Source organism: Salmonella sp. SAL04214, from assembly GCF_046550615.1.
GTDB lineage: Bacteria > Pseudomonadota > Gammaproteobacteria > Enterobacterales > Enterobacteriaceae > Salmonella > Salmonella enterica.
In genome coordinates this window covers 1-19,830 of the sequence record NZ_JBGDXT010000003.1, presented here as the reverse complement: position 1 = coordinate 19,830, position 19,830 = coordinate 1, and the positions used below count along the sequence as shown (strand labels likewise).

Below are 19,830 nucleotides of genomic sequence, written 5' to 3'. Positions count from 1 at the left end.
TTTTATTACACAGCACTGTACTGCTTTTACGAGATTACGGAAACCGTAAACGCCTTTTCATAGGTGAACCGGCGTTTGATTGGCAATATAATCGGCAAAACGCCTAATAAAATTGTCGCTTTTCCACACAAGCTGGAACTTAAAATCCGACGTCGGTCATGTAATGAAAAAAAACGACACCTTTTTTAGCCATTTTGCCCCCTTTGACAGCCTCCAGGAGTAATATCTAACAAAACGCGCTCGGTTTCGCGCATCATTGAAATCGCTAATACCCATGAGCCTTGCTAATCATGAATATGCTGGAAAAAGTCCAGTCTCAACTGGAACATTTAAGCAAATCTGAACGAAAAGTCGCCGATGTTATTCTGGCCGCCCCAGGCAGATCGATTCACTTAAGCATTGCCATGCTGGCCCAGGAAGCTAACGTTAGCGAGCCAACGGTGAACCGTTTCTGTCGCAGCATGAATACCCGCGGCTTTCCTGATTTTAAACTGCATCTGGCGCAAAGTCTGGCAAATGGCACCCCCTATGTTAATCGCAATGTGGATGAAGATGACAGCGTCGAGGCCTATACAGGAAAAATCTTCGAGTCCGCCATGGCCAGTCTCGACCATGTTCGTCAGTCGCTGGATAAATCGGCCGTCAACCGCGCCGTCGATTTACTGACCCAGGCAAAAAAAATCGCCTTTTTTGGTCTTGGTTCCTCCGCCGCGGTCGCGCATGACGCCATGAATAAGTTTTTTCGCTTCAATGTGCCGGTGATTTACTCCGACGATATCGTGCTGCAACGGATGAGCTGTATGAATTGTAACGATGATGACGTCGTCGTGCTCATTTCGCATACTGGCAGAACCAAGAGCCTGGTGGAACTGGCGCAGTTGGCGCGGGAAAACGATGCGATGGTGATCGCCCTGACCTCCGCTGGAACGCCGCTGGCGCGCGAAGCCACGCTGGCCATTACCCTCGACGTACCGGAAGATACAGACATTTATATGCCCATGGTCTCTCGACTTGCTCAGCTGACCGTGATAGATGTGCTGGCAACGGGATTTACTTTGCGTCGCGGGGCAAAATTCAGAGATAACTTGAAGCGTGTCAAGGAAGCGCTCAAGGAATCGCGTTTTGATAAAGAATTACTCATCAGGAGTGATGACCGCTAAAAGCAATAACAATGTTCTACCCTTTTCGTCATCCGGGGACGTTCATTTTATACCGTTAAGGTTTCAGAACGACCGGATCAATGTTCACGCAACACCAAGTTGTTTTAGTCAACGGAGTATTACATGTCCAGAAGGCTTCGCAGAACCAAAATCGTTACCACGTTAGGCCCGGCAACTGACCGCGATAACAACCTTGAGAAGGTTATCGCCGCGGGCGCAAACGTAGTACGTATGAACTTCTCTCACGGCTCGCCGGAAGATCATAAAATGCGTGCTGATAAAGTCCGTGAGATTGCCGCCAAACTGGGGCGTCATGTGGCTATTTTAGGCGACCTGCAAGGGCCAAAAATTCGCGTTTCCACTTTTAAAGAAGGCAAAGTGTTCCTCAATATCGGGGACAAATTTCTGTTAGACGCTAACCTGGGTAAAGGCGAAGGCGATAAAGAAAAAGTCGGCATTGATTACAAAGGGTTGCCGGCAGACGTCGTTCCTGGCGATATCCTGCTGCTTGACGATGGTCGAGTGCAGTTGAAAGTGCTTGAAGTCCAGGGCATGAAAGTCTTTACCGAGGTCACCGTCGGCGGCCCGCTGTCTAACAATAAAGGCATTAACAAGCTCGGCGGCGGGCTTTCTGCTGAAGCGCTGACCGAAAAAGATAAAGCCGATATTCAAACCGCTGCGCTGATAGGCGTTGACTATCTGGCCGTCTCCTTCCCGCGCTGCGGCGAAGATCTGAACTATGCACGCCGCCTGGCGCGCGACGCCGGCTGCGACGCGAAAATTGTGGCTAAGGTCGAACGCGCCGAAGCGGTATGCGATCAAAACGCCATGGACGATATCATTCTGGCCTCTGACGTTGTGATGGTCGCACGTGGCGACCTGGGCGTTGAAATCGGCGATCCGGAGCTGGTTGGTATCCAGAAGGCGCTGATTCGCCGTGCGCGTCAGCTAAACCGCGCAGTCATCACCGCAACGCAAATGATGGAGTCGATGATCACCAACCCGATGCCGACCCGTGCGGAAGTGATGGACGTGGCGAACGCCGTCCTGGATGGCACGGATGCGGTTATGCTGTCTGCCGAAACCGCAGCCGGTCAGTATCCTTCTGAAACCGTTGCCGCAATGGCGCGCGTCTGCCTGGGCGCAGAAAAAATCCCCAGCATCAATGTGTCTAAACACCGTCTCGACGTGCAGTTCGACAACGTTGAAGAAGCCATTGCCATGTCTGCGATGTATGCGGCAAACCATCTGAAAGGCGTTACCGCGATCATCACCATGACGGAATCCGGTCGTACCGCGCTAATGACTTCCCGTATCAGCTCCGGCCTGCCGATTTTCGCCATGTCGCGCCATGAACGCACGCTCAACCTGACCGCGCTCTACCGCGGAGTAACGCCGGTGCATTTTGATAGCGCGGCTGATGGCGTTGTCGCGGCGCATGAAGCTGTTAATCTGCTGCGCGATAAAGGGTATCTGGTTTCCGGTGACCTGGTTATCGTGACCCAGGGCGATGTCATGAGCACCGTCGGCTCAACCAATACCACGCGTATTTTGACCGTTGAGTAAAACTCCCCCACGCCTGTTCATCAGGTAGTACAGGGTTTGTCAGCATAAAGCCTCTCTTACGAGAGGCTTTATTTATTTGATGGGATAAAGATCTTTACGCTTATACGGCTGAATCTCGCCTGGCTTGCGGGTTTTGAGCAGCTTCAGGATCCAGGTGTACTGTTCCGGATGCGGGCCGACAAAAATTTCGACCTCTTCGTTCATCCGTCTGGCGATAGTGTGGTCGTCAGCCGTGAGCAGATCGTCCATTGGCGGGCGAATCTGGATAGTCAGGCGATGCGTTTTACCATTATACACCGGGAAAAGCGGTATCACGCGTGCGCGGCACACTTTCATCAGCCGACCAATTGCAGGCAGCGTTGCTTTGTATGTCGCAAAGAAATCAACGAATTCACTATGCTCCGGGCCGTGATCCTGGTCCGGCAGGTAGTAGCCCCAGTAGCCCTGACGAACAGACTGAATAAAGGGTTTAATCCCGTCATTACGCGCATGCAAACGTCCGCCGAAACGCCGACGCACGGTGTTCCAGATATAGTCAAAAACCGGATTACCCTGATTATGAAACATCGCCGCCATTTTTTGCCCCTGAGAGGCCATCAGCATGGCTGGAATGTCGACGCCCCAGCCATGCGGAACGAGAAAAATGACTTTTTCGTCGTTACGACGCATCTCCTCAATGATTTCCAGACCTTCCCAGTCAACACGCTGTTGAATTTTTTCCGGACCGCGCATCGCCAACTCAGCCATCATCGCCATTGCCTGTGGCGCGGTGGCGAACATCTCATCGACAATCGCTTCGCGCTCAGCTTCGCTACGCTGCGGAAAGCACAATGACAGATTAATTAGCGCCCGGCGACGAGAACTCTTCCCCAGCCGTCCGGCAAAACGCCCCAGCGTCGCCAGCAAAGGGTCGCGGAATGATGCCGGCGTTAATGCGATCCCCGCCATTGCCGCCGCGCCCAACCAGGCGCCCCAATACTGCGGATAGCGAAAGGATTTTTCGAACTCAGGGATATACTCACTATTATTTTTTTTGGTTTCCATGCTTTTCCAGGGTCTGCTGACGCGAAAAGGAATTGTGAATAGTGTAGCGACGTCTGCGTCTCACACAAAACAAAAAAGCCGGCACACATCGCGTACCGGCTCTGTCAGCGCATTTGTTAATCGAAGCGCAGTTGCGGCAGAACCTCTTTCACCTGTGCCAGGTATTCACGACGATCTGACCCCGTCAGACCTTCCGTGCGCGGCAATTTTGCTGTCAGAGGGTTAACGGCTTGCTGGTTGATCCATACCTCATAATGCAGATGCGGCCCTGTGGAGCGCCCGGTGTTACCAGAAAGCGCAATACGATCGCCACGTTTCACTTTTTGCCCCGGTTTCACCAGCAGCTTACGCAAGTGCATGTAACGTGTGGTGTAGGTGCGTCCATGACGAATCGCAATGTAGTAACCGGCAGCGCCGCTACGTTTAGCGACCACGACCTCGCCATCCCCCACCGACAGCACCGGCGTACCCTGCGGCATCGCAAAGTCAACGCCACGATGCGGCGCAACGCGTCCGGTAACCGGGTTCAGACGACGCGGATTGAAGTTGGAGGAGATGCGGAACTGTTTGGCGGTCGGGAAGCGTAAAAAGCCTTTCGCCAGGCCAACACCGTTACGGTCATAGAATTTACCGTCAGCGGCGCGAATGGCGTAGTAATCTTTACCATCGGAACGCATCCGCACGCCCAACAACTGACTCTGTTCACGCTTGCCATCCAGCATCTCGCGCGACATCAGAACCGAAAATTCATCGCCCTTTTTCAGCTTGCGAAAATCCATCTGCCACTGCATGGCTTTTATCACTGCGCTGATTTCGCTGCTGGTTAAACCTGCCTCTTTCGCGCTGGCGACAAAGCTCCCCCCTACCGTACCTTTCAGCAGACTGTTGACCCAGTCCCCCTGCTGCATTTCACTGCTCATTTTAAAACCGTTGGCAGTGCGATCGTAGGTACGCGTTTCACGGCGGGAGACTTCCCATGTCAGACGCTGTAAATCGCCATCGGCGGTCAGTGTCCAGGAAAGCTGTTGGCCAATTTTCAGATTGCGCAGCTCCTTATCAGAAGCGGCAAGTCGGCTAATATCGCTCATATCGATGCCGTACTGATTCAGAATGCTGCTTAACGTATCGCCTGTGGAGACGACGTATTCATGGACGCCGACTTCGCCTGCGGTTTTATCGTCCAGCTCATCCTGAGGAATAGCTTCATCTTCCTGCGCGGCCTGATCGATGGGTTCGCTGGCCTCCGGTAAGAGGGAACGAATCTCGCTTTTCTCCAGTTCAATAGTTTTAACGATTGGTGCGGATTCTGGGTGGTAAACATAGGGCCGCCATACGGCGACGGCCAGTGTCAGAACGGTAAGTGACCCCAGCATAACGCGGTGGGGTCGGGGCAGATTATTAAATGCCAGGGCGACAGAGCGGGCTATCTGTTGCACGTATTCACTTCCTCGTTAATCTCCTTTCAGGCAGCTCGCATACTGGTTGGCTAATTGGCTTAAAAACGCTGAATAGCTTGTTTTACCCAGTTTAATGTTCGTCCCGAGGGGGTCCAGTGTTCCCATTCGAACGGATGTCCCTCTCGCCACGGCTTCCACGACCGCTGGCCTGAATTGTGGCTCAGCAAAAACGCAGGTTGCTTTTTGCTCAACCAACTGTGTTCTTATTTCATGTAAACGCTGCGCGCCAGGTTGTATCTCAGGGTTCACGGTAAAGTGACCGAGCGGGGTGAGTCCGTAGTGTTTTTCGTAGTAACCGTAGGCGTCATGAAAAACGAAATACCCTTTCCCCTTGAGCGGCGCGAGCTCGTTACCGACCTGTTTATCGGTTGCGGCTAATTGTGCCTCAAAATCCTTCAGGTTGGCGTCGAGTTTGGCTCGACTTTGCGGCATAAGTTCCACTAATTTTTCATGGATTGCAACCGCTGTAGCCCGCGCTATCTCTGGGGAGAGCCAAAGATGCATGTTATATTCGCCGTGATGGTGATGTACGTCACCTTTTTCCTCATCGGCGCCCGTATGCGCATGTTCATCCTCATCATCATCCGCGCCCTTCATGAGTAACGGTTTTACATCGGCAAGTTGCGCAATGGTAACCTGCTTATTATCAGGGATATTCCTGACCGACTTCTCCATAAAGGCTTCCATTTCCGGGCCAACCCAGACGACTAAGTCCGCGCCCTGTAAGCGTTTTACGTCTGATGGACGCAATGAATAATCATGCTCGGATGCCCCATCCGGAAGTAATACTTGCGTATCCGTAACGCCATCAGCAATGGCGGAAGCGATGAACCCAAGCGGTTTAAGCGAAGCGACAACGGCGGCGTCGGCAGCCTGGGTTGCACTCCCCCAAAGCGCGGCGGATAATGCTGCGAAAAGAAGCGTATTTTTCTGTAACATAATGCGACTAATCATCGTAATGAATGTGTGAAATGTGATATTATAACATTCTATCACTTCTGCAAGCCTAAAATTAACATGACAAGTTTAGTTTCACTGGAAAACGTCTCGGTCTCATTTGGTCAACGCCGCGTCCTCTCTGACGTGTCGCTTGAATTGAGCCCCGGAAAAATTTTAACGCTTCTCGGCCCTAACGGCGCGGGGAAGTCAACGCTTGTACGCGTGGTTTTAGGACTGGTAGCCCCTGATGAAGGGGTGATCAAGCGCAACGGGCAACTCCGTATCGGCTATGTCCCGCAAAAGCTCTATCTCGATACCACGCTTCCGCTGACGGTAAACCGATTTTTACGTTTACGTCCCGGCACGCAAAAAACGGATATTCTCCCGGCGCTTAAACGCGTTCAGGCCGGACATTTGATTGACGCGCCCATGCAAAAACTCTCCGGCGGCGAGACACAGCGCGTACTGCTGGCGCGTGCTCTGCTTAACAGGCCGCAGTTGCTGGTACTTGATGAGCCGACGCAAGGCGTGGATGTCAACGGCCAGGTCGCGTTATACGACCTTATCGATCAGCTGCGTCGCGAACTCGATTGCGCCGTGTTGATGGTGTCACATGATCTACATCTGGTCATGGCAAAGACGGATGAAGTGTTATGCCTGAACCATCATATTTGCTGTTCCGGTGCGCCGGAAGTGGTGTCTATGCATCCGGAATTTATCTCTATGTTTGGCCCGCGAGGCGCGGAGCAATTAGGGATTTATCGCCATCATCATAATCATCGCCACGATTTACAGGGTCGTATTGTACTGCGCCGGGGAAATGGTCACTCATGATTGAATTATTACTGCCCGGCTGGCTGGCCGGGATGATGCTGGCGTGCGCCGCTGGTCCTTTGGGCTCATTTGTGGTCTGGCGTCGGATGTCCTATTTTGGCGATACGCTGGCTCACGCGTCGCTTCTGGGCGTGGCGTTTGGCCTGTTGCTGGACGTTAACCCCTTTTATGCGGTAATCGCCGTTACGCTGCTGCTGGCCGCCGGTCTGGTATGGCTGGAGAAGCGTCCTCACCTCGCGATTGATACCTTACTGGGCATTATGGCGCACAGCGCCTTATCTTTAGGACTGGTCGTGGTCAGCCTGATGTCCAACGTCCGCGTTGATTTAATGGCTTATCTGTTTGGCGATTTGCTGGCCGTCACGCCGGAAGATCTTATCTCGATCGCTATTGGGGTCGTTATTGTGCTGGCCATTCTCTTCTGGCAGTGGCGCAACTTGCTGTCAATGACTATCAGTCCGGATCTTGCCTTTGTCGATGGCGTGAAGTTACAGCGCGTGAAGCTGCTATTGATGCTGGTAACGGCGTTAACTATCGGCGTGGCGATGAAGTTTGTCGGAGCGCTGATCATTACGTCGCTACTGATTATCCCCGCCGCAACCGCGCGTCGCTTTGCCCGTACGCCGGAGCAGATGGCGGGCGTCGCCGTTGGTGTAGGTATGATAGCAGTTACAGGTGGACTGACCTTCTCAGCCTTTTATGATACCCCGGCAGGGCCATCCGTAGTGCTGTGTGCCGCGCTGCTGTTTATCTTCAGTATGATGAAAAAGCAGGCAAGCTAAGCGCGTGTTGCCCGGTGGCGCTGCGCTTACCGGGCCTACAAAATCGCCCAGGTCTGATGAGCGCAGCGACTTCAGGCGCTAAGGCATCTCTGGCGGCGTGATCCCGAAATGGTTCCAGGCGCGCACCGTTGCCATACGCCCACGCGGCGTGCGCTGCAAAAAGCCTTGCTGAATCAGATACGGCTCCAGCACATCCTCAATGGTTTCACGCTCTTCGCCAATCGCCGCCGCCAGGTTATCCAGTCCCACCGGACCACCTAAGAATTTATCAATAACCGCCAGCAGCAGCTTACGATCCATATAGTCAAATCCTTCCGCATCGACGTTCAGCATATCCAGCGCCTGCGCGGCAATTTCCGCTGAAATAGCCCCGTCATGCTTCACCTCGGCGAAATCACGCACACGTCTGAGCAGACGGTTGGCTATACGCGGCGTACCGCGCGCCCGACGCGCCACTTCCAGCGCGCCGTCATCGCTCATCTCAAGCCCCATGTGCCTTGCGCTGCGCCCGACAATGTGCTGCAGATCGGGCACCTGGTAGAACTCCAGGCGCTGCACAATACCAAAACGGTCACGTAGCGGCGAGGTCAGCGAACCTGCTCGCGTCGTCGCGCCAATGAGCGTAAACGGCGGCAGATCGATCTTAATTGAACGTGCAGCAGGCCCTTCGCCAATCATAATATCCAACTGGTAATCTTCCATCGCCGGATAGAGTACCTCTTCCACCACCGGTGAAAGCCGGTGAATCTCATCAATAAACAGCACATCATGCGGTTCAAGATTGGTGAGCATAGCCGCCAGATCGCCTGCTTTTTCCAGCACCGGGCCGGACGTGGTTCGGAGATTGACGCCCATTTCATTGGCAACGATATTCGCCAGAGTCGTTTTACCTAACCCTGGCGGGCCGAAAATCAGCAAGTGATCTAGTGCGTCGCCACGCAGTTTTGCCGCCTGAATAAAGATCTCCATCTGGGAGCGCACCTGCGGTTGGCCGACATATTCCGCCAATAACTTCGGGCGAATGGCGCGATCGGCGACGTCTTCTGCGATCGTGGCGCCTGCTGAAATCAGGCGATCTGCTTCTATCATCCTTTACCTCATAACGCGGCGCGTAACGCGTCGCGAATCAGTGTTTCACTGCTTGCATCCGGACGGGCGATCTTGCTTACCATCCGACTGGCTTCTTGCGGTTTATAACCCAGCGCCACCAGCGCAGCAACTGCTTCTTGTTCTGCATCTTCCGAGGTTGGGCTGGCCGGCGATGTCAATACCAGATCGACCGCTGGCGTAAAGAGATCGCCATGTAGCCCTTTAAAGCGGTCTTTCATTTCGACAATCAGCCTTTCGGCGGTTTTCTTGCCGATACCCGGCAGCTTCACCAGTGCGCCAAGCTCTTCGCGCTCAACCGCATTCACAAACTGCTGCGCCGACATGCCGGAGAGAATCGCCAGCGCCAGCTTAGGCCCGACGCCATTCGTTTTAATTAGCTCTTTAAACAGCGTGCGCTCTTGCTTATTGTTGAATCCGTACAGCAACTGCGCATCTTCACGCACCACAAAGTGGGTGAAGACGATTGCCTCCTGCCCGGCCTCCGGCAGCTCGTAAAAGCAGGTCATAGGCATATGTACTTCATAGCCTACGCCCCCTGTCTCCAGCAGCACGATCGGGGGTTGTTTTTCGAGAATAATGCCTCTGAGTCTGCCTATCACATGACGCTCCTGCGTAAAGGGCTGAAAAGATAATGCACTATCATAAAAAAAGACTGGATGTTTATCCAGATGAAAAACACGTTATTCGCCTATCTCAATGGCCTTCCCTTCGAATCGGTCGCGCAACACCACCGGGTGCCGCCGCGCCCCATGATGTGGAGATATAATAAGTGTCTATAATAAATATAATTCAATAACATTTTCTGTAAGAATAATAAATAAAAAGTCCAGATACGCATTATCACTATAGCTTGAATTTCCTCCGGTGAAAGCACATCCTTTATAAACAATATTAATCATCTTGTTATTTAATCATTCAGGACAGAAATTCAATGTTATTGAAAAATATTGTCATAGGTACATTAATGGCTATTCCTGCGCTGGCGTCAGCTAATAGCCTCACGGAAACACGGGAAAGAATGGCCATTGAGCAACAAGCTATCGCCTATACTGTCAGCCAAAAGTGGGACAAGCTGGACGCTATGTTTCAGGAATACAATACCGGATTCCCGACAACCAGCGGCGGAACTCATAAACTGGTTATCGCATGGGGAGGGATCTATAATCTTTTTTCAGTAGATGTTTCCGACAATGGTATTTCTGGCGTGGCAAAAGAGTGGCTTAAAGCAAACCCCAAATCCACGGGTGCAAGGCTGCTGCAAGCAATGGTTTTTGATGCTAAAGCCGTGAATTTACGCGGTGAAGGTGCGGCCAGCACGGTGGACTCTGATATATGGCCGAAATATAAGAAGCTGATGATTCAGGAAAAAGAGTATCTGTTAAAGAACAAAGATATTGCCGACAAAGATGTGACCTGGTATCAGGAAATGGAAATGGTCGCACGCAATCTTGAGGATAAAGAGCTGCTCTATAGCACTTTGGAAGAAGCCAGCAAAAAATATCCCGCCTATCAAAATATTTATATCGAGGCCATGGTCGCTCGTTTGCCTAAATGGGGTGGTTCTCCGGAAGAAGTCGAAAAAATCGCCAGAATGGCCGCAGAAAAAAACAAAGATCAATCGGGACTTTCTTACTACGCTTATATCTGGAGTAATGCAATCCATTACCAACCTGAATTAATGGCTTTACTGAATAAACGTCAGATTGTCTCCTGGGACGATATGCTGCAAGGTTGGAGAGATCGCTACAAACAGTTTCCATCAACCCGCACGCTTAATAATATTCTGATAAGCTCCTGCATTGCCCGCGATAAAGACTCCTTTGTGAAAGCAGATAAAATGATTCAAGGGGAAACGGAGCGGGATACCTGGCCACAAGGGTTAAATTATCGGGAATGCCAGCAGTCCTTCCAATAATTGCCAGATTACCATCACAGTTTAATGCACAGCATTAATTGAATTAAGCCGCCTCAGCCGTTATATGCAGAGGTGGTTTAATGGAAAATGTCCTTCAACCTCTGGACCATGAACGAGATAAACGGTACCGTTGTTAATCACTTCCTTACCCTTTACAAGAATAATAATCAGCGATTGATGAACAGTACAAACTCGATATTTTTTTACATTGCAACCTAACCTTTTGCACTTTCGCCTCCTGCTCCCCCTGGCGCTGAATATAACGCAGAGTCAGCCAAATATTTGCGCCAACCACTCTTGCCAGATCACACCTCAAATGCCTATTAAAAACAAAAGCAATAAGCATGAAGAGAAACACAACCAGACAATAACATAGACTCAAAAAAAATATATGGCGATACAAACAATTATGTAATATGGAAAGGACAGTCCAATTATTCCCTGCATTCGTCTATTTTCCCTTTCACTTTCACCTCTGGAAAGAGGTAAAATCATTATCACCGTAAATTATAATATTCATGATGGATATTTATTGATAATAATATCTTGTCATTATGTGAGTATAATGCTAATTATCCAATAGCGTAAAATAAAGGATATTATTTTAGGTAATAATGGAACGTGAACATGAAAAAACATTATTCTGTCCAATATGAAACCGGGGATATCGTCTTTACCTGTATAGGTGCCGCGCTTTTCGGCCAGATATCCACCGCTTCACAGTGCTGGAGCAACCATGTTGGGATTATTATTGGTCATAATGGTGATGACTATCTGGTGGCGGAAAGTCGCGTCCCCCTCTCAACCGTCACCACGCTGTCACTGTTTATACAACGTTCAGCCGGACAACGTTACGCGGTTCGTCGTCTGCGCGGCGGCCTGACGGTCGAGCAGAAACTCGCCATCATGGAGCAGGTTCCCGCCCGGCTGAATAAGTTTTATCACACGGGGTTTAAATACGAGTCATCGCGCCAGTTCTGCTCGAAATTTGTGTTTGATATCTATAAAGAAGCATTGTGTATTCCGGTAGGCGATATTGAGACATTCGAAGAATTGCTTCACAGCAATCCTGATGCGAAACTCGCCTTCTGGAAGTTCTGGTTTTTAGGTTCAATCCCGTGGGATCGTAAGACGGTGACGCCAGCCAGCCTGTGGCAACATCCCAATTTAGAATTAATTAGCGCCTGTGGAATTGAAACCCCTCAACGCGAGGCTGAGGGAGAATGATTTAGCGCAACCTTCCCCGCGCCAGATTGAGTCGGCTCTCGCTCATTTGCATCGCGTTCTGGCTAACGTGGCAATGCGTAATGGCGATAGCCAGCGCATCCGCGGCATCGGCCTGCGGGTTAGCGGGGAGCTTTAGCAACGTACGAACCATATGCTGTACCTGGCTTTTTTCCGCGCTACCAATACCGACGACGGTTTGCTTCACCTGACGCGCCGCGTATTCAAACACGGGCAGTTCCTGATTGACCGCGGCGACAATCGCGACGCCGCGCGCCTGTCCCAGCTTGAGGGCTGAATCGGCGTTCTTCGCCATAAACACCTGTTCGATAGCAAAATAGTCCGGCTGGAACTGCGTGATGATTTCCGTCACGCCTGCGTATATGAGCTTCAAACGAGACGGCAAATCATCGACTTTGGTGCGAATACATCCGCTGCCCAGATAGGTCAGTTGTCTGCCTACCTGGCGGATAACGCCATAACCGGTAATGCGCGAGCCGGGGTCAATACCGAGAATAATCGACACGCTATACCCCTTGCCCGCCGGCGTTTAACAGCACCATTACAGGGTTGCCGCCACCTCATCAGAGATCTCACCGTTATGGTAGACTTCCTGGACATCGTCACAGTCTTCCAGCATATCGATCAGACGTAGCAGTTTCGGCGCGGTTTCCGCATCCATATCCGCTTTGGTTGACGGGATCATAGACACTTCGGCGCTGTCCGCTTTCAGACCCGCCGCTTCCAGCGCGTCACGCACTTTGCCCATCTCTTCCCAGGCAGTGTAAACATCAATCGCGCCATCATCATAGGTCACAACATCTTCCGCACCGGCTTCCAGAGCGGCTTCCATGATGGTGTCTTCATCGCCTTTCTCAAAGGAGATGACCCCTTTCTTACTGAACAGGTACGCCACTGAGCCATCGGTACCCAGATTACCGCCGCACTTGCTGAAAGCATGACGCACTTCCGCTACGGTACGGTTACGGTTGTCACTCAGACACTCAATCATAATGGCCGTGCCGCCAGGACCATAACCTTCATAGATGATGGTTTCCATGTTCGAGTCTTCATCACCACCCACACCGCGAGCGATGGCACGGTTCAGAGTGTCGCGGGTCATGTTGTTGGCCAGCGCTTTATCTACAGCCGCGCGCAGACGCGGGTTGGCATCCGGATCGCCGCCGCCCAATTTAGCTGCCGTTACCAGTTCACGAATAATTTTAGTGAAGATTTTACCGCGCTTGGCATCCTGCGCAGCTTTACGATGTCTGGTGTTGGCCCATTTACTATGACCTGCCATAAATATTTCCTCAAAAAAAGCGCGCCTTTTCAGGCGACGTTAATGACAAACTCTTCAATCGCTTGCCGGTTACTCCAGGACTTGGTAAGCGCCGCCGCGTCAGGCGCATCAAGCCACTGGTACGTCAGATGTTCAGTGAATATCACCTGCCGCTCATGCGGTAACGCAAGGCAGAACCAGAATTCTGTATTGTGCATGACGCCCGGCGCATAGCGATGACGTAAATGTGAAAAAATTTCAAACTCCACCGTACGTTGGCAGTCGATTAAGGTCAGTTGCTCTGCCGCAACATCAATCGTGACCTCCTCTTTGACTTCACGTACGGCGGCCTGCAACGCGGTCTCCCCTTCTTCTATGCTGCCAGTCACTGACTGCCAAAAATCCGGGTCGTCGCGTCGCTGCAACATTAGCACCCGTTTCGTATCCTGCGCGAAAATAACCACCAGGACCGAAACGGGGCGCTTGTACACTTTATCCTTCACGCGACCTCGTTGTTGGCTGTTGGGTGACGCCGCGCATTGATGAGACTCCCCCTTGCGGGCCGCCGCGATATCACGCGAATGATGTCGTGTACATTGTTCATATCAGTTATTCTCGGCTTTCTTCACAACCTGAATACCCAACTCCGTCAACGCTGCCTGGTTGGCGAAACTCGGCGCTTCGGTCATCAGACACGCGGCGGCGGTCGTTTTCGGGAAGGCGATAACATCACGAATATTGTCGGTGCCGGTCAACAGCATGGTCAGACGGTCCAGACCAAACGCCAGGCCCGCATGCGGCGGCGTACCGTATTTCAACGCATCCAACAAGAAGCCGAACTTCTCGCGCTGCTCCTGCTCATTGATACCGAGAATACCAAATACGGTTTGCTGCATTTCACCGTTGTGAATACGCACCGAACCGCCGCCCACTTCATAGCCGTTAATCACCATATCGTAAGCGTTAGCGACGGCTTCTTCCGGCGCAGTTTTCAGTTCAGACGCCGTCATATCACGCGGGGCGGTGAACGGATGGTGCATCGCGGTCAGACCGCCTTCGCCGTCGTCTTCGAACATCGGGAAGTCAATCACCCACAACGGCGCCCATTTGTCTTCGTCGGTCAGGCTCAGGTCTTTGCCCAGTTTCAGACGCAGCGCGCCCAGCGCATCGGCAACCACTTTTTTGTTATCTGCGCCGAAGAAGATCATGTCGCCGTCCTGCGCGCCGGTACGTTCAAGGATAGCCTCGACGATGTCGGCGGTCAGGAACTTGGCCACCGGACTGTTAATCCCGTCCAGACCTTTCGCGCGCTCGTTAACTTTGATATACGCCAGGCCTTTCGCGCCGTAGATCTTAACAAAGTTACCGTAATCGTCGATCTGCTTACGGCTAAGCTGTGCGCCGCCAGGCACACGCAGCGCTGCCACGCGGCCTTTCGGATCGTTAGCCGGGCCCGCGAAGACCGCGAACTCTACCGATTTCAGCAGGTCAGCGACATCTACCAGCTCCATCGGGTTACGCAGGTCTGGTTTGTCGGAACCGTAGCGACGTTCCGCTTCGGCAAACGTCATGACCGGGAAATCCCCCAGATCCACGCCTTTCACTTCCAGCCACAAATGGCGCACCAGCGCTTCCATCACTTCGCGCACCTGTGGCGCGGTCATGAAGGAGGTCTCGACGTCGATCTGAGTAAACTCCGGCTGACGGTCAGCACGTAAGTCTTCATCACGGAAGCATTTGACTATCTGATAGTAACGGTCGAAACCGGACATCATCAGGAGCTGTTTGAACAGCTGCGGCGACTGCGGCAGCGCGTAGAATTTACCTTTGTGCACGCGCGAAGGCACCAGATAGTCGCGCGCGCCTTCCGGCGTGGCTTTGGTCAGCATCGGCGTTTCAATATCAAGGAAACCGTGATCGTCCATAAAACGACGCACCAGGCTGGTAATTTTGGCGCGGGTTTTCAGGCGCTGCGCCATTTCCGGACGACGCAAATCCAGATAGCGGTACTTGAGACGCGCCTCTTCGGTATTAACGTGGTTAGCGTCAAGCGGCAGTGAGTCTGCGCGGTTGATGATAGTGAGAGAGGACGCCAGCACTTCAATTTCGCCGGTCGCCATATCCGCATTGACGTTTTTCGCGTCACGCGCACGCACGGTGCCCGTAACCTGAATGCAGAACTCATTACGCAGTTCAGAGGCCAGCTTTAACGCGTCCGCACGATCCGGATCGAAGAACACCTGCACAATACCTTCGCGGTCGCGCATATCGATAAAGATCAGGCTGCCAAGATCACGACGACGGTTGACCCAACCACACAGAGTCACCTGCTGCCCCACGTGGGACAGACGTAGCTGTCCGCAATATTCTGTACGCATGAGATATCCCTTAACTTAGCCGCAGGCGGATTGTTGCCTGCCATGCAGGCGACGAAGTCGCAGCTTTAGCTGTATGTCACAACTGGATGAAAAAAGGCGGCTATTATACTGGAAATTCTGCCGCACGATAAGAGTCAATCCAGCATGGGAGCGATAACTTGCCCGTTTCATGCGGTATCGACACTTGGTTCATACTGACTGTACCCGGGTTTTTCACGCGGGTATTGCGTATGCTCACAAAAATTAACAATATTTGTCGCCGCTTTCCTCTTTAATCGCGCTTAAGGTGTAGTGAAATCCGCTATTTTTAGGAGAGTGATTATCATGCTGAAACTCAACGCGACCACAACCGCCCTGGTGGTTATTGATTTACAGGAAGGAATTCTTCCGTTTGCCGGCGGCCCGTATACGGCAAATGAGGTGGTCGCCCGCGCCGCGCGGCTGGCGGAAAAGTGTCGTGCCAACGGCTCGCCCGTGGTTATGGTACGCGTTGGATGGTCTGATGATTATGCCGAAGCGTTAAAACAGCCAGTGGATGCCGCAACGCCTGCGCACGCGTTGCCGGAAAACTGGTGGACCTGGCCTACGGCATTGGGTAAAAAGGACAGCGATCTGGTAGTGACTAAACGCCAGTGGGGCGCGTTTTACGGCACCGACCTGGAATTACAGCTTCGCCGCCGGGGTATCGACACCATCATATTGTGCGGGATCTCAACCAATATCGGCGTCGAATCCACAGCGCGCAACGCCTGGGAGTTAGGATTTAACCTTATTATTGCCGAAGATGCCTGTAGCGCCGCCAGCAGTGAGCAGCATCAGAGCAGTATGACGCATATTTTCCCGCGCATTGGCCGGGTACGCAGCGTAGAGGATATTTTAAACGCCTTATGATCTACATTGGCTTGCCGCAATGGTCGCACCCGAAATGGGCGCGGCTCGGCATCACCAGTCTGGAAGAGTATGCCCGCCACTTTAATTGCGTGGAGGGCAACACCACGCTTTACGCGCTGCCGAAAGCGGAAATTGTCGATCGCTGGTATGCGCAAACTACGGACGATTTCCGTTTTTGCTTTAAATTTCCCGCCACCATTTCTCACCAGGCCGCGCTGCGTCATTGCGACGATCTGGTGCAGGCGTTTTTTACCCGCCTGGCGCCGCTGGAAACGCGTATTGGCCAATACTGGCTGCAGTTGCCCGCCGCCTTTGGACCGCGCGATCTCCCCGCCTTATGGCAGTTTCTTGATGCGCTCCCCGCCACGTTTACCTATGGCGTAGAAGTTCGTCATCCGTGTTTTTTTGACAAAGGTGAGGATGAACAGCGGCTCAATCGCGGGTTACACGCGCGCGGCGTAAACCGCGTGATCCTGGATAGTCGTCCGGTACATGCCGCCCATCCCCACAGCGAGGCCGTCCGCGACGCGCAGCGAAAAAAACCCAAAGTCCCGGTACATGCGGTCGTGACGGCTAGTCATCCGATGGTGCGTTTTATCGGTAGCGATAATATGGCGCAAAACCGTGAGTTTTTCGCCGCCTGGTTGCAGAAACTCCCGCAGTGGCGGCAGACCACCACGCCTTTTCTTTTTTTACATACTCCGGATATCGCGCAGGCGCCGGAACTGGTGAATACGCTTTGGCATGATTTACGCAGCGTCTTACCGGAAATCGGCACTGCTCCGTCCATTCCACAGCAATCTTCTCTTTTCTGAAAATGCCCCCTATCATAGACAGTGCCATCAGCCATTTTAAAAGGGAGTTTGTATGGTAAGCGCGCTGTATGCCGTTTTGGGTGCGTTATTATTAATGAAGTTCTCTTTTAATGTCGTTCGCTTGCGAATGCAGTACCGTGTCGCCTATGGCGACGGCGGTTTTAGCGAATTGCAAAGCGCCATCCGTATTCATGGCAACGCGGTGGAATATATTCCTGTCGCGCTGGTGCTGCTGCTGTTTATGGAAATGAACGGCGCCGAAACGTGGATGGTGCATATCTGCGGCATCATTTTAATCGCCGGTCGGCTGATGCATTATTACGGTTTTCACCACCGTCTGTTCCGCTGGCGGCGGGCGGGGATGAGCGCGACCTGGTGCGCATTGTTGCTGATGGTGCTGGCAAACCTGTGGTATATGCCCTGGGAGTTGGTTTTCTCCCTGTATTAGCGCACAATATGCGCCTTTATTTTTCCCGGATGTATACGTTATGTCTCACCGCGACACGCTTTTTTCTGCGCCTATCGCCCGTCTCGGCGACTGGACTTTTGATGAACGAGTAGCCGAAGTTTTCCCCGACATGATTCAGCGTTCGGTACCAGGCTACTCCAACATCATCTCCATGATTGGCATGTTGGCTGAACGCTTTGTGCAGCCGAACACGCAGGTCTACGATCTGGGCTGCTCGCTGGGTGCCGCGACGCTGTCTGTTCGGCGTAATATCCGCCATGAGCATTGTCGCATTATCGCCGTCGATAACTCCCCGGCCATGATTGAACGCTGCCGCCGTCATATTGATGCGTATAAAGCGCCTACGCCGGTTGAAGTCGTTGAAGGCGATATCCGCGATATCACTATTGAAAACGCCTCGATGGTGGTGCTGAATTTTACCCTGCAATTCCTTGAACCTGCCGAACGCCAGGCATTGCTGGATAAGATTTACCTGGGGTTGAATCCCGGCGGCGCGCTGGTACTGTCGGAAAAATTTAGCTTTGAAGACGCGAAAGTGGGCGAGCTGTTATTCAACATGCACCACGATTTTAAACGCGCTAATGGGTACAGCGAACTGGAGATCAGCCAGAAGCGCAGTATGCTGGAAAACGTGATGCTCACCGACTCGGTGGAAACACATAAAGCGCGCCTGCGTCAGGCTGGTTTCGAACACAGTGAACTGTGGTTCCAGTGCTTTAATTTCGGGTCGCTTGTCGCGTTAAAAGCCGGAGTTGCCGCATGATCGAGTTTGGTAACTTTTATCAGCTCATTGCTAAAAATCATCTCTCCCACTGGCTGGAAACATTGCCCGCGCAGATTGCCGCCTGGCAACGCGAGCAGCAGCATGGCTTGTTTAAACAGTGGTCGAACGCGGTAGAATTTTTACCGGAAATGACGCCCTGGCGGCTGGATTTACTGCACAGCGTCACGGCGGAAAGCGAAACGCCGCTCAGCGAAGGTCAGCTAAAGCGTATTGATACATTGCTGCGTAATCTGATGCCGTGGCGTAAAGGCCCGTTCTCGCTTTATGGCGTAGATATTGATACCGAATGGCGCTCCGACTGGAAGTGGGATCGCGTACTGCCGCATCTGTCAGATTTAACCGGCCGGACGATCCTTGATGTCGGCTGCGGCAGCGGCTATCACCTGTGGCGGATGATTGGCGCGGGCGCACATCTGGCGGTCGGCATCGATCCTACACAGCTTTTCCTCTGCCAGTTTGAGGCGGTGCGTAAACTGTTGGGTAACGATCAGCGCGCGCATCTGCTGCCGTTGGGCATTGAACAACTCCCGGCACTGAAAGCATTTGATACCGTCTTCTCGATGGGGGTGCTTTATCACCGTCGCTCGCCGCTGGAACATCTGTGGCAGTTAAAAGATCAGTTGGTCAACGAGGGTGAACTGGTACTGGAAACGCTGGTCGTCGACGGCGATGAAAATACCGTTTTGGTTCCCGGGGATCGCTATGCCCAGATGCGTAATGTCTATTTTATTCCTTCCGCGCCGGCATTAAAAAAATGGCTGGAAAAATGCGGCTTTATTGATGTGCGTATCGCTGACGTTTGCGTCACCACCACCGAAGAGCAGCGCCGTACCGAATGGATGGTTACCGAGTCGCTGGCCGATTTTCTTGACCCGAACGATCGCAGCAAGACGGTGGAAGGCTATCCCGCCCCGCAGCGCGCGGTGCTGATTGCGCGTAAACCGTGATGGATTGCCGAATGACCGTTACGTATAGCACCGTTTCTCCAAAATAGTTCAAGTTGCAGCAAGGCGGCAACGCAGCAAATCCCCGGGAACGTAGGTAGCTACGTGACCGGGGTGCGCGAGGCGGCCAACGCTGCTGCGGCCTGAAATATGAAGGAGAATAAATATCCTCCGGCATAGCCGGAGGTTTTTCAGATGCGCCTGTAAGGCTCTCTTACCAGCCGCGCCCTAACAGG

The 19,830-nt window shown here is 52.5% G+C and carries 20 protein-coding genes; 11 read left to right on the top strand and 9 right to left on the bottom strand.

The genetic code is table 11. The annotated features are described in order from the left end of the window. Positions 1-290 precede the first annotated feature (290 nt). Both ACLJQD_RS05805 and pyk read left to right on the top strand, forming a co-directional pair. Positions 291-1,160 carry a MurR/RpiR family transcriptional regulator gene (locus ACLJQD_RS05805; RefSeq protein WP_001056719.1) on the top strand — a complete coding sequence of 290 codons (870 nt, stop codon included), beginning with the start codon at positions 291-293 and terminating at the stop codon, positions 1,158-1,160. Between the two features lie 123 nt (positions 1,161-1,283). Next, positions 1,284-2,726 carry a pyruvate kinase gene (gene pyk / locus ACLJQD_RS05800; protein ID WP_000091156.1) on the top strand — a complete coding sequence of 481 codons (1,443 nt, stop codon included), beginning with the start codon at positions 1,284-1,286 and terminating at the stop codon, positions 2,724-2,726. Positions 2,727-2,798: 72 nt separating this feature from the next. Here pyk and lpxM read toward each other — a convergent pair whose 3' ends face one another. The 3 genes from lpxM to znuA form a co-directional block, all read right to left on the bottom strand. Beyond that, positions 2,799-3,770: a lauroyl-Kdo(2)-lipid IV(A) myristoyltransferase gene (gene lpxM / locus ACLJQD_RS05795; RefSeq protein WP_000448397.1), complete on the bottom strand. Its 972-nt coding sequence runs from the start codon at positions 3,768-3,770 to the stop codon at positions 2,799-2,801. Positions 3,771-3,886: 116 nt separating this feature from the next. After that, positions 3,887-5,206: a murein DD-endopeptidase MepM gene (mepM, locus tag ACLJQD_RS05790; RefSeq protein WP_001184028.1), complete on the bottom strand. Its 1,320-nt coding sequence runs from the start codon at positions 5,204-5,206 to the stop codon at positions 3,887-3,889. 15 nt (positions 5,207-5,221) lie between these two features. Then, on the bottom strand, positions 5,222-6,166 hold the full coding sequence (gene znuA, locus ACLJQD_RS05785) for a zinc ABC transporter substrate-binding protein ZnuA (RefSeq protein ID WP_000939597.1): 945 nt from the start codon (positions 6,164-6,166) through the stop codon (positions 5,222-5,224). 78 nt (positions 6,167-6,244) lie between these two features. On the opposite strand from znuA, the gene znuC reads away from it, so the two are divergent. Both znuC and znuB read left to right on the top strand, forming a co-directional pair. Further along, entirely contained in the window at positions 6,245-7,000 is a 756-nt protein-coding gene (znuC, locus tag ACLJQD_RS05780; protein ID WP_000203023.1) for a zinc ABC transporter ATP-binding protein ZnuC, read from the top strand. Further along, positions 6,997-7,782, top strand: coding sequence for a zinc ABC transporter permease subunit ZnuB (znuB, locus tag ACLJQD_RS05775; protein WP_000571508.1), 786 nt, complete (start codon positions 6,997-6,999; stop codon positions 7,780-7,782). The genes znuC and znuB overlap by 4 nt, the downstream gene beginning before the upstream one ends. Positions 7,783-7,860: 78 nt before the next feature. Here the strand turns inward: znuB and ruvB are convergent, their stop codons facing one another. After that, a complete protein-coding gene (gene ruvB, locus ACLJQD_RS05770; protein WP_017441950.1) occupies positions 7,861-8,871 on the bottom strand; it encodes a Holliday junction branch migration DNA helicase RuvB in 1,011 nt (336 codons plus the stop codon). Positions 8,872-8,879: 8 nt separating this feature from the next. Then, positions 8,880-9,491: a Holliday junction branch migration protein RuvA gene (gene ruvA / locus ACLJQD_RS05765; protein WP_000580335.1), complete on the bottom strand. Its 612-nt coding sequence runs from the start codon at positions 9,489-9,491 to the stop codon at positions 8,880-8,882. 419 nt (positions 9,492-9,910) lie between these two features. Here ruvA and ACLJQD_RS05760 point away from each other — a divergent pair, with 419 nt between their 5' ends. Next, complete coding sequence (locus ACLJQD_RS05760) at positions 9,911-10,807, top strand: DUF4034 domain-containing protein (RefSeq protein ID WP_010989032.1); 897 nt, start codon at positions 9,911-9,913, stop codon at positions 10,805-10,807. Positions 10,808-11,434: 627 nt separating this feature from the next. Further along, complete coding sequence (locus tag ACLJQD_RS05755; RefSeq protein ID WP_000716753.1) at positions 11,435-12,034, top strand: YebB family permuted papain-like enzyme; 600 nt, start codon at positions 11,435-11,437, stop codon at positions 12,032-12,034. A 1-nt stretch (position 12,035) separates the two neighbouring features. On the opposite strand, the gene ruvC is transcribed toward ACLJQD_RS05755, so the two are convergent. From ruvC to aspS, 4 genes are all read right to left on the bottom strand, one after another. Continuing rightward, complete coding sequence (ruvC, locus tag ACLJQD_RS05750) at positions 12,036-12,557, bottom strand: crossover junction endodeoxyribonuclease RuvC (RefSeq protein ID WP_000022509.1); 522 nt, start codon at positions 12,555-12,557, stop codon at positions 12,036-12,038. Between the two features lie 36 nt (positions 12,558-12,593). Beyond that, the gene (locus ACLJQD_RS05745) at positions 12,594-13,334 is read right to left on the bottom strand and encodes a YebC/PmpR family DNA-binding transcriptional regulator (RefSeq protein ID WP_000907242.1); all 741 of its coding nucleotides are present in this window, start codon (positions 13,332-13,334) and stop codon (positions 12,594-12,596) included. 29 nt (positions 13,335-13,363) lie between these two features. Continuing rightward, positions 13,364-13,816, bottom strand: a complete 453-nt coding sequence (nudB, locus tag ACLJQD_RS05740) for a dihydroneopterin triphosphate diphosphatase (protein ID WP_000653693.1) — start codon at positions 13,814-13,816, stop codon at positions 13,364-13,366. Positions 13,817-13,918: 102 nt separating this feature from the next. Then, the gene (aspS, locus tag ACLJQD_RS05735) at positions 13,919-15,691 is read right to left on the bottom strand and encodes an aspartate--tRNA ligase (RefSeq protein WP_001258633.1); all 1,773 of its coding nucleotides are present in this window, start codon (positions 15,689-15,691) and stop codon (positions 13,919-13,921) included. Between the two features lie 324 nt (positions 15,692-16,015). Between aspS and ACLJQD_RS05730 the strand changes: the two genes are divergently transcribed. From ACLJQD_RS05730 to cmoB, 5 genes are read left to right on the top strand one after another with little or no spacing between them, the layout of a single operon-like run. Beyond that, entirely contained in the window at positions 16,016-16,582 is a 567-nt protein-coding gene (locus ACLJQD_RS05730) for a hydrolase (RefSeq protein WP_000916146.1), read from the top strand. Next, entirely contained in the window at positions 16,579-17,397 is an 819-nt protein-coding gene (locus ACLJQD_RS05725) for a DUF72 domain-containing protein (protein WP_000639226.1), read from the top strand. Before ACLJQD_RS05730 ends, ACLJQD_RS05725 begins: the two co-directional genes overlap by 4 nt. Positions 17,398-17,449: 52 nt before the next feature. Beyond that, complete coding sequence (locus ACLJQD_RS05720; protein WP_000252975.1) at positions 17,450-17,845, top strand: MAPEG family protein; 396 nt, start codon at positions 17,450-17,452, stop codon at positions 17,843-17,845. Between the two features lie 40 nt (positions 17,846-17,885). Continuing rightward, on the top strand, positions 17,886-18,629 hold the full coding sequence (gene cmoA, locus ACLJQD_RS05715) for a carboxy-S-adenosyl-L-methionine synthase CmoA (protein ID WP_000019609.1): 744 nt from the start codon (positions 17,886-17,888) through the stop codon (positions 18,627-18,629). Continuing rightward, positions 18,626-19,597, top strand: coding sequence for a tRNA 5-methoxyuridine(34)/uridine 5-oxyacetic acid(34) synthase CmoB (gene cmoB / locus ACLJQD_RS05710; protein WP_000569035.1), 972 nt, complete (start codon positions 18,626-18,628; stop codon positions 19,595-19,597). The genes cmoA and cmoB overlap by 4 nt, the downstream gene beginning before the upstream one ends. The last annotated feature ends 233 nt before the right edge of the window (positions 19,598-19,830 follow it).

Excerpts from the sequence above, each read along its gene's own strand:
- ACLJQD_RS05805 (WP_001056719.1), top strand. The coding sequence starts at position 291 with ATGAATATGCTGGAAAAAGTCCAGTCTCAACTGGAACATTTAAGCAAA.
- pyk (WP_000091156.1), top strand. The coding sequence starts at position 1,284 with ATGTCCAGAAGGCTTCGCAGAACCAAAATCGTTACCACGTTAGGCCCG.
- lpxM (WP_000448397.1), bottom strand. The coding sequence starts at position 3,770 with ATGGAAACCAAAAAAAATAATAGTGAGTATATCCCTGAGTTCGAAAAA.
- znuA (WP_000939597.1), bottom strand. The coding sequence starts at position 6,166 with ATGTTACAGAAAAATACGCTTCTTTTCGCAGCATTATCCGCCGCGCTT.
- znuC (WP_000203023.1), top strand. The coding sequence starts at position 6,245 with ATGACAAGTTTAGTTTCACTGGAAAACGTCTCGGTCTCATTTGGTCAA.
- znuB (WP_000571508.1), top strand. The coding sequence starts at position 6,997 with ATGATTGAATTATTACTGCCCGGCTGGCTGGCCGGGATGATGCTGGCG.
- ruvB (WP_017441950.1), bottom strand. The coding sequence starts at position 8,871 with ATGATAGAAGCAGATCGCCTGATTTCAGCAGGCGCCACGATCGCAGAA.
- ACLJQD_RS05760 (WP_010989032.1), top strand. The coding sequence starts at position 9,911 with ATGGCCATTGAGCAACAAGCTATCGCCTATACTGTCAGCCAAAAGTGG.
- ACLJQD_RS05755 (WP_000716753.1), top strand. The coding sequence starts at position 11,435 with ATGAAAAAACATTATTCTGTCCAATATGAAACCGGGGATATCGTCTTT.
- ACLJQD_RS05745 (WP_000907242.1), bottom strand. The coding sequence starts at position 13,334 with ATGGCAGGTCATAGTAAATGGGCCAACACCAGACATCGTAAAGCTGCG.
- aspS (WP_001258633.1), bottom strand. The coding sequence starts at position 15,691 with ATGCGTACAGAATATTGCGGACAGCTACGTCTGTCCCACGTGGGGCAG.
- ACLJQD_RS05730 (WP_000916146.1), top strand. The coding sequence starts at position 16,016 with ATGCTGAAACTCAACGCGACCACAACCGCCCTGGTGGTTATTGATTTA.
- ACLJQD_RS05725 (WP_000639226.1), top strand. The coding sequence starts at position 16,579 with ATGATCTACATTGGCTTGCCGCAATGGTCGCACCCGAAATGGGCGCGG.
- ACLJQD_RS05720 (WP_000252975.1), top strand. The coding sequence starts at position 17,450 with ATGGTAAGCGCGCTGTATGCCGTTTTGGGTGCGTTATTATTAATGAAG.
- cmoA (WP_000019609.1), top strand. The coding sequence starts at position 17,886 with ATGTCTCACCGCGACACGCTTTTTTCTGCGCCTATCGCCCGTCTCGGC.
- cmoB (WP_000569035.1), top strand. The coding sequence starts at position 18,626 with ATGATCGAGTTTGGTAACTTTTATCAGCTCATTGCTAAAAATCATCTC.